Raw genomic sequence first — 14,971 nt, 5'->3', positions numbered from 1 at the left:
GCTAAAACATGCTATCAAATTAAGTAGAAAAACGGTACGGTTTAGAGGTAAAAAAGTAAAGCCCGAACTTAAGTTCAGGCTTTTATCATTTGGTTCAGCATGTTTTTACAACGCCGGTTAATTTCCAACTCTTCCGAAGTCAGCAATTTCAGATCAATGGCTTCCTGAAGCGTTACAATAGTCAGATCAGTTTTTTCGAGTTCTTTATAAACTATTGCCAGATCGTAGTAATAAGAAATATTATTCGGATTGAATTTGATGGCATTTTGCAGAGCTTCCGCAGCGGCTTCGTTCGAGGCTTCCAGCGGTGCTCCTCCAAAAAACAAATTAAGAGCAGATCTTTCCGGTAAGCTTAAGTTCGCGTTTTTAAAATGCCAGCGCCCCATCAGTTGCCACGCATCGGCATACTCAGGATCAGCACACAAAGCTTCGTCGAGGTAAAATTTAATTACTTTGGTGCGCTGCATTCTTTCTTTAAGTCCTAAAACGAGCGACTTATTATAAACGGCCAGTGCCATTACATAATTCCCTTCGGCATCGCCGGGTTTAGCACACAATGCGGCATCAGCATAACGCCAGGCATTCTCGAAATAATTTAGTTTGCTTACCTGGTCAGAATACCGGTTACCGATCCGCGAATTCAATAAACTCGCTTTCCAGAGGGCTTCATAGCAATCAGGTTCTACCTGCAGCACTTCTTCAAATTTCCGGAGGGCCAGGTTATCTTTGGCATTAGTATAGTAATTGTTGGCTTCCTGAAGCATAATTTCTACACTGGAAACTGCGGCACGAGCCTGAAGCCCGGCCGAAGTCCAGCAAAAAATTATAAATAGCAGAGCAGATAATCGTACACGCATGGCTGTTTAAAATTTGTGTTTAAACAATAAACATGAAAACGGTACTTCTTTTACTGCAAAAAGGTTGCCATTCTCAGAAGAGGTGCAACTGTTTCTTTTTAGGTTTGCTATCCTCCTTTATTTCAGATTTTACGCCTTCATTTTCATTCAGTTCGAAATCTAAATTTTCTTCTTTTTGTCCAGTTTTACTAATACTTTCTGAAGGCAATTTAACTTCTAAAGATTTTGGTGCCCTGGTTAATTTACCAGCTTTAGACCCCGGTTTTGGTTCTTCCTCTACCGGTTCCGGCGTAAGTACATTCACTTCCGAAACCTTGTAATAATTTAATTTATTACCAGTTGCTTTCCAGCCTTTTACATCGATGAACGCACTTAGTAAAATGCTTTCTGTTTCCTTCTCACCTTTCTTCTCGCGCTGCATTTTAATTTCCACCTGCGGCGCTTCGTGCGTAGAAACAGCTACCATTTTCGAGCCTTTGCTTTCATTTATAAAACTGAAGCGTTTGCCCACCGTATTGGTTTCGATCTTGAAGCGTTTCACATAGTAGATCTTGCTTTCGCCATCCATATGCACCACCGAAATAACGCGTTCCGGATCGAACTTCTGCAGAATTTCAATGTTGGCCACGTCGTAATGGTTCGTAATATCAAACGAAGTAAGCTCGTAAGAACCATCTTTGAAGATCACCAGGATCGTATCATCGGTGTTGAATGAACCTAAATAACGGCCGCGGCTTTCAGTATTTAATCGACCAATTACTTCATCGTAGTAAATCTCGCGACCACCCAAGGTACTTTCGCCCAAAGACTTCTGTACAATCTTCTTCACCGGATACTTGGTTACGATATTTCCCTGTGAGCCTTTTCCTTTGATCAGCAGTTCCGCAAAATCAAAATCGAAAACCTTGTTTCGCGCCGGGGCGGTTGGCGTTAATGTTACCGTTACCACCTCCGATTCCGAGTTTGGATTTGCCGTAAAGTAAAGCACTTTGGAGCCTTTATTGCCCTTGGTTAGTTCATATTCTTTATCGCGGGTAATGCCGGTTACGTTAAAACGCTTGGCCATGCTCAACCCCGATTTGCCGTCGGCATAGATCATGTTGTAAACCATGTGTTCGTCGTTTTTGTTGTAAACGCCCACGTAGATCAAATCCTTGCCCATGAATACTTTATCGGAGATCTTGCTTACCTGGAATTTACCTTCTTTGGTGAACGCAATGATATCGTCCATGTCGGAGCAATCACACACGAATTCGTCTTTCTTCAGACCGTAACCCACGAAACCGTCTTTCCGGTTCACGTACAGTTTCTGGTTGGCAATGGCAACTTTCTGTGCAGAAACCACATCAAACGTTCTAATCTGCGTTTTGCGATCGCGGCCGGCGCCGTATTTCTTCAGTAAGTTTTCGAAGTAAGCAATCGCATAGCGGGTCAGGTTGGCTAAATTATCTGCCACTTCCGCCATTTCCGCTTCCAGGTTCTTAATGAATTCTTCAGCCTTAAAAGCATCGTATTTCGAAATGCGTTTAATGCGTATTTCGGTCAGGCGTACAATATCATCCTGGGTTACTTCGCGGCGCAGGTTTTTCTTGAACGGCTCCAGACCTTTGTCGATCCGGGCTATCACTTCTTCCCAGGTGGTAGCTTCTTCAATGTCGCGGTAAATCCGGTTCTCAATGAATATCTTTTCCAGCGAAGACATGTGCCATTTTTCGTCAAGCTCGGCTTTGCGGATCTCCAGTTCCTGGCGTAGTAATTCCTGCGTTTTGAAAGTAGAAATCCGCAGCACATCATCCACATTCATAAAATGCGGCTTGTCATCGATGATCACGCAGGTATTAGGCGAAATAGAAACCTCACAATCCGTGAAAGCATACAGTGCATCGATAGTCAAATCCGGAGAAACGCCGGCCGGCAAATGCACCTGGATCTCCACGTCTTTCGCAGTATTATCAACCACCTTCTTAATCTTGATCTTGTTGTTTTCGTTCGCTTTCACGATCGAATCCATTAGACCGGTAGTCGTAGAACCATAAGGCACGTCGCGGATGATCAGCAGGGTTTTATCTACTTTCTCGATGGTAGCGCGCACGCGAATCCGGGAACCGCGCAGACCGCCGTTGTAATTGCTTACATCGATCAGACCGCCCGTCGGGAAATCAGGCACGATTTGCGTCCTGCGGCCTTTCAGAATTTCAATCGAACCTTTGATCAGCTCCTTGAAATTGTGCGGCATAATTTTAGTACTCAAGCCAACCGCAATACCTTCCACGCCCTGCGCCAACAGCAGCGGGAATTTTACCGGCAAAGTTACCGGTTCGTTTTTCCGGCCGTCGTAAGATGCCTGCCAGATGGTAGTATCGTTATTGAAAGCTACATCTAAGGCAAATTTGGAAAGGCGCGCTTCAATGTAACGCGGCGCCGCAGCAGAGTCGCCGGTGCGTACGTCGCCCCAGTTTCCCTGGGTTTCTATTAGCAGGTCTTTCTGTCCTAGGTTTACGATGGCGTCGCCAATGGAAGCATCGCCGTGCGGGTGGTACTGCATGGTCTGCCCGATCACGTTTGCCACTTTGTTAAAGCGACCATCATCTATTACGCGCATGGCGTGCAGAATACGGCGCTGTACCGGTTTCAAACCATCTTCAATGGCTGGTACGGCGCGCTCCAGAATTACGTAAGAGGCATAATCCAGAAACCAGGTTTCGTATAAGCCCGAAACCGGAATTACGTCGTGAATAACTTCTTCCGCCTCAAAACTTTCAATGTTGGATTCTTCGTTTTCCAGTTCGTTATCGTTAAGCATAAACTTCTACTTCTTCTACGTCCTCTACGAGGTCTTTTTCTATCTTTAAATTCTCAATAATAAACTGCTGGCGTTCCGGCGTATTCTTGCCCATGTAATAGGTCAGGATCTTCTGTATGCTGGTTTCGTTGCGCAGAATTACCGGCTCCAGACGAATGTTGTCGCCAATGAACTTACCAAACTCGTCCGGCGAAATTTCACCCAGACCTTTGAAGCGCGTGATCTCCGGATTTTTGCCCAGTTTTTTGATCGCGGCTTGTTTTTCGGATTCGTTATAGCAGTAAATAGTTTCTTTCTTGTTTCTAACCCGGAACAACGGCGTTTCCAGAATGAACACGTGGCCGTTCTTTACCAGATCGGGGAAGAATTGCAGGAAGAATGTAAGCAGCAACAAGCGAATGTGCATGCCGTCCACGTCGGCATCGGTGGCGATTACCACGCGGTTGTAACGCAGATCTTCAATGCTTTCTTCAATGTTCAGGGCGTGTTGCAGCAGGTTGAATTCTTCGTTTTCGTAAACCACTTTTTTCTTCAAACCAAAGCAGTTCAGCGGTTTACCGCGCAAGCTAAATACCGCTTCCGTTTCGACGTTTCTGGATTTGGTAATCGAACCCGAAGCTGAATCACCCTCGGTAATAAACAAAGTTGTGAGCAGCGCTTTTTCCGATTTATCGACGTCGAAATGCAGGCGGCAATCGCGGAGTTTTTTGTTGTGCAGGTTTGCTTTTTTCGCGCGCTGGTTTGCCAGTTTTTTAATGCCGGCCATATCTTTTCGTTCGCGCTCGCTTTGCTCGATTCTGCGTTTCAGGGCATCGGCGGTCTGCGGATTTTTGTGCAGGTAATTGTCTAAATGTTCCTTCAGAAAATCGACCACGAAGTTCCGCACCGTCGGACCATCCGGACCAACATTCTGCGAACCTAATTTGGTTTTAGTCTGGCTTTCAAAAACCGGTTCCTGCACACGCACCGAAATAGCGCCTACAATGGAAGCCCGGATATCGGAAGCATCGTAGTCTTTTTTATAGAATTCGCGCACCGTTTTTACCACCGCTTCCCGGAAAGCCGCTAAATGCGTACCGCCCTGCGTGGTATACTGACCGTTCACGAAGGAATAATATTCTTCGCCGTATTCGTTGCCGTGGGTTAAAGCTACTTCTATATCGTCGCCTTTTAAATGAACGATCGGGTAGCGCTGGCTTTCTTCGTCTATTTTGCGGGCTAACAGGTCTTTTAAACCGTTTTCGGAATAGTATTTCTGGCCGTTGAAATGAATGGTTAATCCGGCGTTCAGATATACGTAATTCCAGATCTGGTTTTCCAGGTATTCCGGAATGAAATGGTAGTTGCGGAAAATAGTATCGTCGGGCACGAAGGTTACTAATGTACCGTTGCGCTGCGACGTTTCTACAATAGGAGAATCAATAGTTAAAACGCCTTGCTCAAATTCGGCAGTTTTCATCTGGCCTTCGCGCACCGATTGTACTTTGAAATAGCTCGATAAAGCGTTAGCCGCTTTCGTACCAACCCCGTTCAAACCAACCGATTTCTGGAAGGCTTTGGAATCGTATTTACCGCCGGTATTTATTTTGGAAACGCAATCGATCACCTTGCCCAGCGGAATGCCGCGGCCATAATCGCGTACCACAACTTTATGATCGGAAACTTTAATTTCAATGGTCTTTCCGTTACCCATTACGTATTCATCGATCGAGTTATCGATGATCTCTTTCACCAGAATATAGATACCATCGTCGGTCGAGGACCCGTCGCCGAGCTTACCGATGTACATACCCGGACGGAGGCGAATGTGTTCGCGCCAGTCCAGGGACCGTATGGAATCTTCGTTGTAATTAACTTCTGCCATTTAAAGCGTATTTTTGATAAGAACTAAGATGTAAAATAAAGAAAATTTCAGGACATTCGCACTTATTAAAAGCTAATATTTTTGGCAAACATTCAGAAATATGAAATTCACAAACCATCGAAACCGGCACCGGATGCAACCAGAATCTACCTGAATCGTGGGTTCAAACATAACTGCATAATTAATTTCAAAGTTCAGAAAAAACCTATTAATTATGCTGAATTACCAGATTATTAATCTTAGTTTTGAAAGTTGAAACCATAGCGTTTTTTATGATTTCAGCCATTTTTTTAAAAAGTACGTTAAGCAAAAATCAGCTTCAAAATAAATGAAATTACAATTACCCGGTTACTTAAAATACGTGTTTTTACTAATAGGTTTAGCATTAACCATCTGGTTTCTGCAGCTTTTTAAACCTGTTTTGGTCCCTATTCTTTTTTCGGCATTGCTTACTTTCCTGCTTTTACCCCTTTGCCGGAGCCTGGAAAACCTGAAAGTACCGCGGCCGCTGGCTATTTTATTCTGCATTATTGCCATTATTGTGGTTTTAAGCGGTTTGATCTGGTTTTTATCTGCGCAATTATTAAGTTTTTCTGATGAATTGAGCAACATAACAGGTAAAATGAGCGAACTACTCATGAAAATTCAGCTCTTCTTACAGAAAAAATTTGGCATACAACCGAGGAATAATGCCGACCTGATAAAAAGCAGCTTGGGAAGTTTGCAGGAACAAGGCACCAAAATTATTGGCAATACTATTTCGCTTACCACGGGTGCCCTTTCGGTTTTTGGTTTAATTCCGATCTACATTTTCTGTATGTTGTATTACCGGAACCACATGCGGCAGTTCATGTTCAAATTTATTTCTCCCAATAACCGCACGCACGTAATGAAAACGGTTGGCAGCATACAAGGCGTGGTGGCTAGTTATATTTCCGGACTGATCACGGTTATTATCATTGTATCGTTGCTGAACTCGCTGGGACTCTTGATCATGGGTGTAAAATATGCCGTTTTCTTCGGGGTTTTTGCAGCCATACTTACCATTATTCCTTACATCGGCATCCTGATCGGGGCAACTTTGCCTGCTTTGTTTACGCTCGTAGAAACCGGTTCGGTAGTAGATGCCCTGATCGTGGTGGGTATTTTTGCTTTTGTTCAGTTTCTGGAAGGTAATTTTATTACGCCTTACATTACCGGTTCCAAAGTTTCGATCAATCCGTTTGCGGCTATTGTAGCTTTAATTATTGGCGGTGAGATCTGGGGGGCAGTAGGTATGATCTTGTCTATTCCGCTCATTGCTATTATAAAAGTGCTTTTTGATGCATACTCTCCAACCGAGCCTTTCGGTTTTCTGCTCGGCGACATTACCGATGTGGATGACAAACCCGGCTTGTTCGATAATTTAACCAACAAGATCAAACAGTTTTTTGGGAAAAAAGCATAACGTTTTTTTATGAAGAATGAGAGATTTATTGAATGTGAGAATGATTAATTAAAGAATACCTGAATTTTTAAATTATCTAATTCTCACATTTAATAATTCACTCATTCAATCATTCAACAATTTCATTCGTAACCAATCGGTAATTTTCGGAGTATAGTTAGGCTTATGAAGCTGCAATATTGCTTCATGTTTATTTGTAAAACTTAAACGCTCATAACTATGGAAATGCAAAATAATGATGCTCTGAAAGCAATAAATAGTCTGGTAGAAACTTGCCGCGACGGCGAAAAAGGCTTTAAAACTGCCGCTGAAAGCGTAGATAATCCACAACTGAAAACGGAGCTTACCCGTTTTGCCCAGCAACGTGCCGATTTCCGGAGCGAACTGGAAAGCTGCATGAAACAGATCGGTGGTGCGCCGGAAGAAACCTCGTCGGTGAGCGGCATGGCTATGGAAGCAGCCGGCGCTGTGCACCGGGGCTGGATCAACATAAAATCTACCATTACCGGTCACGATAATAAAGCAATTCTGGATGAATGCGAAAACGGTGATGCCGCTGCTTTGAAAGCTTACGAAAGCGTAATGAGCAGTTCAGAAATTCCGATGAACGTGAAAAGCGTAATTCAGAAACAACACGACGAAATTGAAGCAACCAAAACCGCTATTTCTTCGCTGAAAAACACCGTAATTTAGGTTTTGATCTGAAATGTATAAAAGAAAAGCAGCCTGGAAAACCGGGCTGCTTTTTTGTGAAGTCAAACTTCACAGGACTTTTGTGAAGTCAAACCTCACAGGACTTTGAGACCTGTGAGGTTTTTCGGTCTTTGCGACTTTTTCAAGCCAAAACCATAGCGTTTTTACGACTTTTCTTTCCAAAAACGGTAGCGTTTTTCACGCAAAAAATCCTTTCTTTAGCAAAAAGGCACTTTTCAAAATCAAATTCTGTTTCAAAGCAGCATTGCTAACTTTTTAGCTAATATTTTTAGTTATATTTGCCTTGAAACGCACTGAACTTCCTTTGTACGCCATAATCGATATTGAAACTACGGGCGGCCAGCCGGCCCAGGACCGTATTACGGAAATCGCCATTTTTATTCACGATGGCCAGCAGATCACCGATAAGTTTCATACGCTCGTAAATCCGCAGCGCCCTATCCCCTATTTTATTTCCAACCTCACCGGCATTACTGATGAGATGGTGAAAGATGCGCCTAAATTTCACGAAGTGGCGAAGGAAATTGTGCAGTTTACCGAAGGCAAAATTTTTGTAGCCCACAACGTTCGTTTCGATTACAGCTTTGTTAAGAAAGAATTTGCCGATCTGGGTTATACGTACCAACGGAAAACGCTTTGTACTGTACGTTTGAGCCGCAGTCTGATTCCTGGTTTGCCTTCTTATTCTTTGGGGAAACTTTGCAAGAGCATTAACATTCCACTGGAATTACGCCACCGCGCCATCGGCGATGCAGAAGCTACGGCCAAACTTTTCGATAAACTGATAAAGCTGAACGAGAAAGCCGTTTCGGGTAGCGAAGACGTGGTTACGGAAAGTCAGAAAGCGTTAAAGAATGAAGTTAAAACTTCTTTACTGCCGCCGGCCATTAAAAAAGAGCAAGTAGATGCGCTGCCTGATAAACCGGGAGTATATTATTTCCACGATGAGAAAGGCGAAGTAATTTACGTGGGCAAAAGCATCAATATCCGCAAGCGCATTATCCAGCACTTCAACATCGATTATAAAAGCAAAAAATCCATCGAATTTAAAAACCAGATCGCTGATATTTCTTATGAATTAATGGGCAATGAACTGGTGGCTTTGCTGTTCGAATCGGATGAAATCAAGCGGATGAAACCGTATTACAACCGGCAGCAAAGGCGCAGCGTTTTCAATACGGGTATTTTTGTAGATACCGATAAAAACGGATACAAACACTTAAGCTACGGCCGTATTAACGATGATAAAATTCCGCTGATCGCGCTGAGCAATCATTACAAAGCCAAAGGTTTTCTGTACCACGTTGTCGGGAAATACCAGCTTTGCCAGAAACTTTGTGATCTGTATAAATCGGCTGGTTCCTGCTTCGATTTTCAGGTGCATCAGTGCAAAGGGGCCTGTATTGGCAAGGAAAGTCCGGAAGTCTATAACAAACGAGTAGATAAAGCCATTGAAGCTTTTTCGTATGAGCATGAGAATTTTGTGATCATTGGAAAAGGCCGTGAAGAAGGTGAAAAATCGATTATTGTGGTGGAGAATGGCCGTTATTTAGGCTTTGGTTTTGTAGATAGTACATTCTCGGCCAGCAATCTTGAAGATTTCAAAAACGGCATTAAACGTTATAACGATAACAAAGATATTCAGCAGATAATCCGCCAGCATTTACGCACCAAGAATAACGATAAGGTGATTATTTTCTAATGGTTAAATTTGAAATTTGATCAGGTAAAATGTGTAGAGACAAGGCAATGACTTGTCTCTACGTTTTCTGAATACCTAAATCGATTACAATTCCTCCAGTTTTTCACAGCAAATCCCTACCGTTTTTAATCGAATCTTCAACCGCACATTTGCTAATTCTCTCATTCAAACGTTCTCTCAATCAAAAATTCAACCATTACAAAATCAATCCAGCCGGTGCCTTAAAAGCCAGCCTTTTCCGCTGAATTCATTGGCTTTGGGCTGGTATTTTTTTATGGTAAGTTTTTTAGTATCCGGAATTTTGTTGCCGTCGCCGGAATCAAGGATCTCTATTGGTTTGTCCTTCTTGGCGTCAAATTTAATTTCATCTTCATCTTCGCCGTCGTAGATGATCAGTTTTTTTAATGGGTTGCCATTGCCCCGAATTTCGAAAACATCTTCTTCACCCAAACCATAAATTTTCAAACTCTTCGTTTCGGAAGGGTAAAACGTGCGGCTGGCAATTAAGGAATCTGGCTGGTCTTTTTTCCCGGGTTTCAGCACTTCTACTAACAGGCTTTTTTCGGAGCCCGTAATCCGGAAAATATCTTCTTTATCCGAACCAGGAATTTCAACATTTTTAGCAAGGATGCTGTAATATTTTTCAGCTATTTCCGGTAACTGGTCGCGGCGCTTTTTCAGGTTCTTTTCGAATTCCTTTCCAGTGAGCTTATAAATATTTTCCGGCCAGGTACGCACCGCATTTTCGATTATCTCATCGGTCAGCTGCATTTTCAAACTGTCGCCGATCTGCTTAAAGTCTTCTTTTTTCAGGAAAACTAATAGTGAACGATCCATGGGCGCACCAGTTTTGTTGAGGCCTTTCAGATTTTTGATCTTTGGCCCGAATGTTTGCAAATGGGTTGCATACAGACTGGCTAACCACGTAATAATACCATCGTTGAATTTAAAAAAGGCATGGTCACGGTCGCGCGGAATGGGTTTGAAATACGTACCGCCATTCGGCATTTTATACGTTGCCCAGCGCCACTGATCTTCGCGCCGACTCCAGTCGCCAAGAAACATATCGAACAAGCGTGACCGTAGAAATCTGCGCGCATCTACTTTATTTTTATTATTGTCGATCAATTTAGTAAAGGCCCTTTTTGAACTTTCAATTTCCTTGGAACTCCCGAAATCAGGGTTTGTTTCCCAGTTGCCTTCCGGCCTTTCTTCAAGCATCACGAGCATGTTTGCAAACTCACTCCGGAATTCACCCAAAGCCTGCTGATCTGCCACCACAAAATACTTTGGATTTGCATGAAAAACACCTGCCGCTTCAGCCATCGACGGAATGATCATGGCGCCGTACGGATGGATCACACTGGTCTGATCGCGGATCGTGCGCCCTATTATAGATTTGCGTTTTTGCGGTGAAAGAGTTTGGCTGGCATCTTTATTTACGGAACGGATCACGTATTCACGACCGCTAGAATCTAAAAGACGCAGGTTTTTGGTTTGGTATGAGCCGCCTTTTTCTGTTGGCTTCAGGCCTCCGGCTTCGGTTGTAAGATCCAGGAAAGGTACGCGGATTGGTTCTGCCCAAACATTGCGGTAATGCGTTCCCCAAAACAGCCGGTGAAAAAAGCCGCGGTCGTATTGCTTACCCGCAACAACTACCGTATCGGGCGGCGAAGCAAAAACGGTAGGGAAAAGGCTTATAAAAGTCAGGAAACAGGTAAATATGTATTTTTTCAAAAGCGTGCGGCGGTTTTTTCTTTTAATTGTGTTTTTACGCAATTGAAATCAAAAGTTTGGCTTAGAATATTGTTTTTTCAGCATATTTTGAAGAACACAGCAAAACAACGCTAAATAATGCTTTTTCAAAAGAGAACATCTTTCAAACCAAACAACTATTAACAGCTTTTATTCTCATCTTTTTTTGCAGCCTGCGAGTTTTTAACCCGAAAAACCTAGCGTTTTTTAGTGCATTTTGCCTAATTTCACGCTGCAACGCAAACGTAAATTCCTGCATCAAACCTCTTTCTTCTCAAACCTGAAATTATGAAATCTGATATAGAACTGGCCCGCGAAACCAAGCTGCAAACAATAACGCAAATTGCAGAAAAGTTGCAGTTAAACGCTGACGACCTGATCCCATACGGCAAGTACAAAGCCAAAGTAAATTACGAGCTGATCTCGGAAGAAAAAATTCAGCAAAGCAACCTGATCCTAGTAACGGCAATTACGCCAACCAAAGCGGGCATCGGTAAAACTACTACTTCCATCAGTCTGGCTCAAGGCTTAGAAATGCTGGGTAAAAAAGCGGTATTGGCTTTACGTGAACCATCATTAGGACCATGTTTTGGCATGAAAGGTGGCGCAACCGGTGGCGGATATTCGCAGGTTCTGCCAATGGAAGAAATTAACCTGCATTTTACCGGCGATTTTCACGCTATTACTTCTGCCAACAACATGCTGGCGGCCCTGCTCGATAATTACATTTACCAGAACCGCAGCACCGATAAACCCCAATTAAAGCAAGTGATCTGGAAAAGAGTGCTGGATGTGAACGACCGCAGCCTGCGCCAGATGGTTTCAGGTTTGGGTGGTTCGGCCAACGGAATTCCTGCGGAAACCGGCTTTGATATTACGGCTGCTTCGGAGATCATGGCTATTTTGTGCCTGGCCAAAGACCTGGAAGATCTGGAGAACCGCATCAACAATATTTTACTTGGCTACACGGTAGAAAACGAACCTTTTTACGTGCGTGATCTGGGTGTTGGCGGCGCGATTACGGTATTACTGAAAGATGCGCTTAACCCGAATTTAGTACAGACCATGGAAGGTGGCGCAGCGTTTGTGCACGGCGGGCCTTTTGCTAATATTGCGCACGGTTGTAACTCTTTAATGGCAACCCGCATGGCTATGAGTACCGGCGAATATGTGATTACAGAAGCTGGTTTCGGGGCTGATCTGGGAGCAGAAAAATTCTTCGATATTAAATGCCGTTTAGCCAACCTGAATCCGAAAGCGAGTGTGCTGGTTGTAACTTCCCAGGCGCTAAAACTGCACGGCGGTGTAGCGGTAGCCGATATTTCGAAACCAAACGAAGAAGGCCTGAAAACCGGTTTGTTGAACGTGGGCGTGCATTTGAAAAACCTGCAGCAGTTCGGACAATCGGTAATTATCGCGTTCAACCAATATCATTTCGATACGGAAGCAGAAATAGAATTGGTGCGGAAATGGTGCGACAATCACGGTGCTGCTTTTGCCCTGAATAATGGCTTTACCCAAGGCGGAAAAGGAGCAATCGAACTGGCCGAAACGGTATTAAAAACGATCGAAAAACTGCCTTCCCAAAATGTAAAATTTGCCTACGATCTGGAAGACAGCATTGAAGACAAGATCCGCAAAGTGGTTGTGAACGTGTACGGCGGCAAATTCATTTCTTTCAGCCCGAAAGCAGCTTTAATGCTGAAACGTATCGACCGGCTTGGCCTGAATAATCTTCCCATCTGCATTGCCAAAACCCAGTATTCCTTCTCCGATAATCCGGCTCATTTAGGCGTAGCACGCGATTTCGAATTTAAAATTGCTGACTTGATCATTAACTCCGGTGCGGGTTTTATTGTGGCCGTTGCCGGTGAAATGATGCGTATGCCAGGCCTGCCAAAATCGCCGCAAGCCGAACGCATTTTCCTGCAAGACGGTGAGATTGAAGGGTTGAGTTAATGATTGAATGTTGGAATGATTAAATGAATGAGTGAGAGAATGACTGAGTGATTGAATGTTTAGTTTTAAATAATATGCATTCGCAAAAATGAAATGGAGAGCATGAGTTTATATATCAAAAAAGCTACCGTTTCTGATTTTAAAACTTCAACATTCTCTCACTCAGTCATTCTCTCACTGTCATTCAATCCTTAAAAAAAATCACACTTTAACTAAAACTTTCCTGAGGAATTCCGTTTAGGGAATAAAAACAACTCCGGACTTTTAATGCCCAAATCCCTAGCGTTTTTCCTGCTTTCCCTCCTTTTCTGTTTTAGCTGCGCCCGTAAAAATTTTTATCAGCAATCTGCCCTGACGGATCCGGCACAGAAAGCGGCCATTGCTGCCGGCAATACACCCGATAGCGTTATAGTTACCGTTGGCCGTCATTATAAAAAAGGATTTTTTCAGAATCTGTTTTTTGGCAAACATTACCGCGAACTCTGGGCTACTCCCGTAAAACTGCCGGTTTATCGAATGGCAGAAGAAAAAGGCGGCTTAAAACCGGTTTCTTTAGGCGGCGGATTTCAGACTACCAGTTTAACCCTGAAAGACAAGAACGAACGCATTTTTGTACTCCGATCACTCGATAAAGATCCGCAGAAAACCCTGCCTAAAAGCCTGCGCGGAACGTTTATTGTAAATGTGCTCCGCGACCAGACTTCAGCCGCTAACCCTTTTGCTTCTGTGGTTTTACCAACACTTTCTGAAGCTGCCGGCGTGTTTCATACCAATCCGGAAATTTTTTATGTAGCCGAAAACGACAGCAGTTTTGGAAAATTTGGCCCGCGCATTCTGGGCAAAGTCATGATGCTGGAAGAGAAATACGATGGTGCAGAAAATATTATTCCGGCTTTTGGCAATTCCAGCGATCTGGTAGATAGTGAAGACCTTTTGGAAAACCGTTTCAAGAAAAACAACCACCAGATCGATCAGCAATTATTTGCCCGTTCGCGGTTATTCGATGTCCTGATCGGTGACTGGGACCGGCACGAAGGCCAATGGCAATGGGCCGTTTATGAAAATGGATCCGAAAACCTCTATAAACCAATTCCTAAAGACCGCGACCAGGCTTTTTACCGTTTTAATGATGGCATTATTACCTGGCTGGCCAGCAAAGCACCGGTACTTAAAAAATTTCAGACCTTCCATCACCATTACGGCAATTTGTCTGGGTGGCTTTTTAACGCCCACTTTATAGATGAACGTGCGCTGAACGAAGTTACCCGCGAAGAATGGCTGCAACATGCAGAAACAATGAAAGCGGCTTTAACCGATGCTGTAATTGAAAAAGCGGTAGCCAATTTCCCGAAACCGATCTACGAGAAACAAGGAGCAGAAACGATTGCCAAACTGAAAAGCCGCCGCGATAAACTTCCCGAAGCAGCCCTGAAGATCTATAAAATTCTGGCCAAAGAAGTTACCGTTGCCGGCTCCGATGAAGAAGAAAAATTTGTGGTGAAACGTTTACCTTCCGGCGAAACATCAGTTGAAGTTTTCCGCGATGAAAAGAATTCTAACCGCAGGATCTATGCCCGGATTTTTAAACCCACAGATACGAAGAAAATAATCTTACATGGTTTGGGAGGCGAAGATTCATTCGAGTTTTCTGGTGAAGCAAAAAATGCAATTGCAATAGCGGTGTATGGCGGCGAAGGAGAAGACGAACTCGAAGATGAATCGAAAGTAAAAGGCTTGGGAAAATCGATAAAAGTGTACGATACCAAGCGCGGTATTGTAATGGAGAAAACCCGCGAAACCAAAAAGCGCCTGAGCCGAAACGTAGCCGTCCACGCCTTCGACCGTGAAGGATTATAATTTGCTAATATGC

At 43.6% G+C, this 14,971-nt stretch carries 9 protein-coding genes; 5 read left to right on the top strand and 4 right to left on the bottom strand.

Annotated elements, in window-relative coordinates:
• Nucleotides 1–74 precede the first annotated feature (74 nt).
• From ACFPIB_RS05595 to ACFPIB_RS05585, 3 genes are all read right to left on the bottom strand, one after another.
• Nucleotides 75–857, bottom strand: coding sequence for a hypothetical protein (locus ACFPIB_RS05595; RefSeq protein WP_378016451.1), 783 nt, complete (start codon nucleotides 855–857; stop codon nucleotides 75–77).
• A gap of 73 nt (nucleotides 858–930) precedes the next feature.
• On the bottom strand, nucleotides 931–3,660 hold the full coding sequence (locus ACFPIB_RS05590; protein ID WP_378016450.1) for a DNA gyrase/topoisomerase IV subunit A: 2,730 nt from the start codon (nucleotides 3,658–3,660) through the stop codon (nucleotides 931–933).
• Nucleotides 3,653–5,524 (bottom strand): DNA topoisomerase IV subunit B, encoded by a 1,872-nt coding sequence (locus ACFPIB_RS05585; protein ID WP_378016449.1) that lies wholly within the window; start codon nucleotides 5,522–5,524, stop codon nucleotides 3,653–3,655. The genes ACFPIB_RS05590 and ACFPIB_RS05585 overlap by 8 nt, the downstream gene beginning before the upstream one ends.
• Before the next feature lie 328 nt (nucleotides 5,525–5,852).
• On the opposite strand from ACFPIB_RS05585, the gene ACFPIB_RS05580 reads away from it, so the two are divergent.
• The 3 genes from ACFPIB_RS05580 (at nucleotide 5,853) to ACFPIB_RS05570 (ending at nucleotide 9,387) form a co-directional block, all read left to right on the top strand.
• Nucleotides 5,853–6,971: an AI-2E family transporter gene (locus tag ACFPIB_RS05580; protein ID WP_378016448.1), complete on the top strand. Its 1,119-nt coding sequence runs from the start codon at nucleotides 5,853–5,855 to the stop codon at nucleotides 6,969–6,971.
• 219 nt (nucleotides 6,972–7,190) lie between these two features.
• A complete protein-coding gene (locus ACFPIB_RS05575; RefSeq protein ID WP_378016447.1) occupies nucleotides 7,191–7,664 on the top strand; it encodes a ferritin-like domain-containing protein in 474 nt (157 codons plus the stop codon).
• Between the two features lie 304 nt (nucleotides 7,665–7,968).
• A complete protein-coding gene (locus tag ACFPIB_RS05570; protein ID WP_378016446.1) occupies nucleotides 7,969–9,387 on the top strand; it encodes an exonuclease domain-containing protein in 1,419 nt (472 codons plus the stop codon).
• Nucleotides 9,388–9,591: 204 nt separating this feature from the next.
• Here ACFPIB_RS05570 and ACFPIB_RS05565 read toward each other — a convergent pair whose 3' ends face one another.
• Nucleotides 9,592–11,124 carry a hypothetical protein gene (locus ACFPIB_RS05565; RefSeq protein ID WP_378016445.1) on the bottom strand — a complete coding sequence of 511 codons (1,533 nt, stop codon included), beginning with the start codon at nucleotides 11,122–11,124 and terminating at the stop codon, nucleotides 9,592–9,594.
• Between the two features lie 306 nt (nucleotides 11,125–11,430).
• Here ACFPIB_RS05565 and ACFPIB_RS05560 point away from each other — a divergent pair, with 306 nt between their 5' ends.
• Both ACFPIB_RS05560 and ACFPIB_RS05555 read left to right on the top strand, forming a co-directional pair.
• Nucleotides 11,431–13,101 (top strand): formate--tetrahydrofolate ligase, encoded by a 1,671-nt coding sequence (locus ACFPIB_RS05560; RefSeq protein ID WP_378016444.1) that lies wholly within the window; start codon nucleotides 11,431–11,433, stop codon nucleotides 13,099–13,101.
• 267 nt (nucleotides 13,102–13,368) lie between these two features.
• On the top strand, nucleotides 13,369–14,958 hold the full coding sequence (locus tag ACFPIB_RS05555) for a hypothetical protein (protein ID WP_378016443.1): 1,590 nt from the start codon (nucleotides 13,369–13,371) through the stop codon (nucleotides 14,956–14,958).
• Nucleotides 14,959–14,971: the final 13 nt, after the last annotated feature.

The sequence above is a fragment of the Adhaeribacter terreus genome (genome assembly GCF_042657365.1).
Lineage (GTDB): Bacteria > Bacteroidota > Bacteroidia > Cytophagales > Hymenobacteraceae > Adhaeribacter_A > Adhaeribacter_A terreus.
This window is presented reverse-complemented; position numbering and strand designations above follow the sequence as displayed.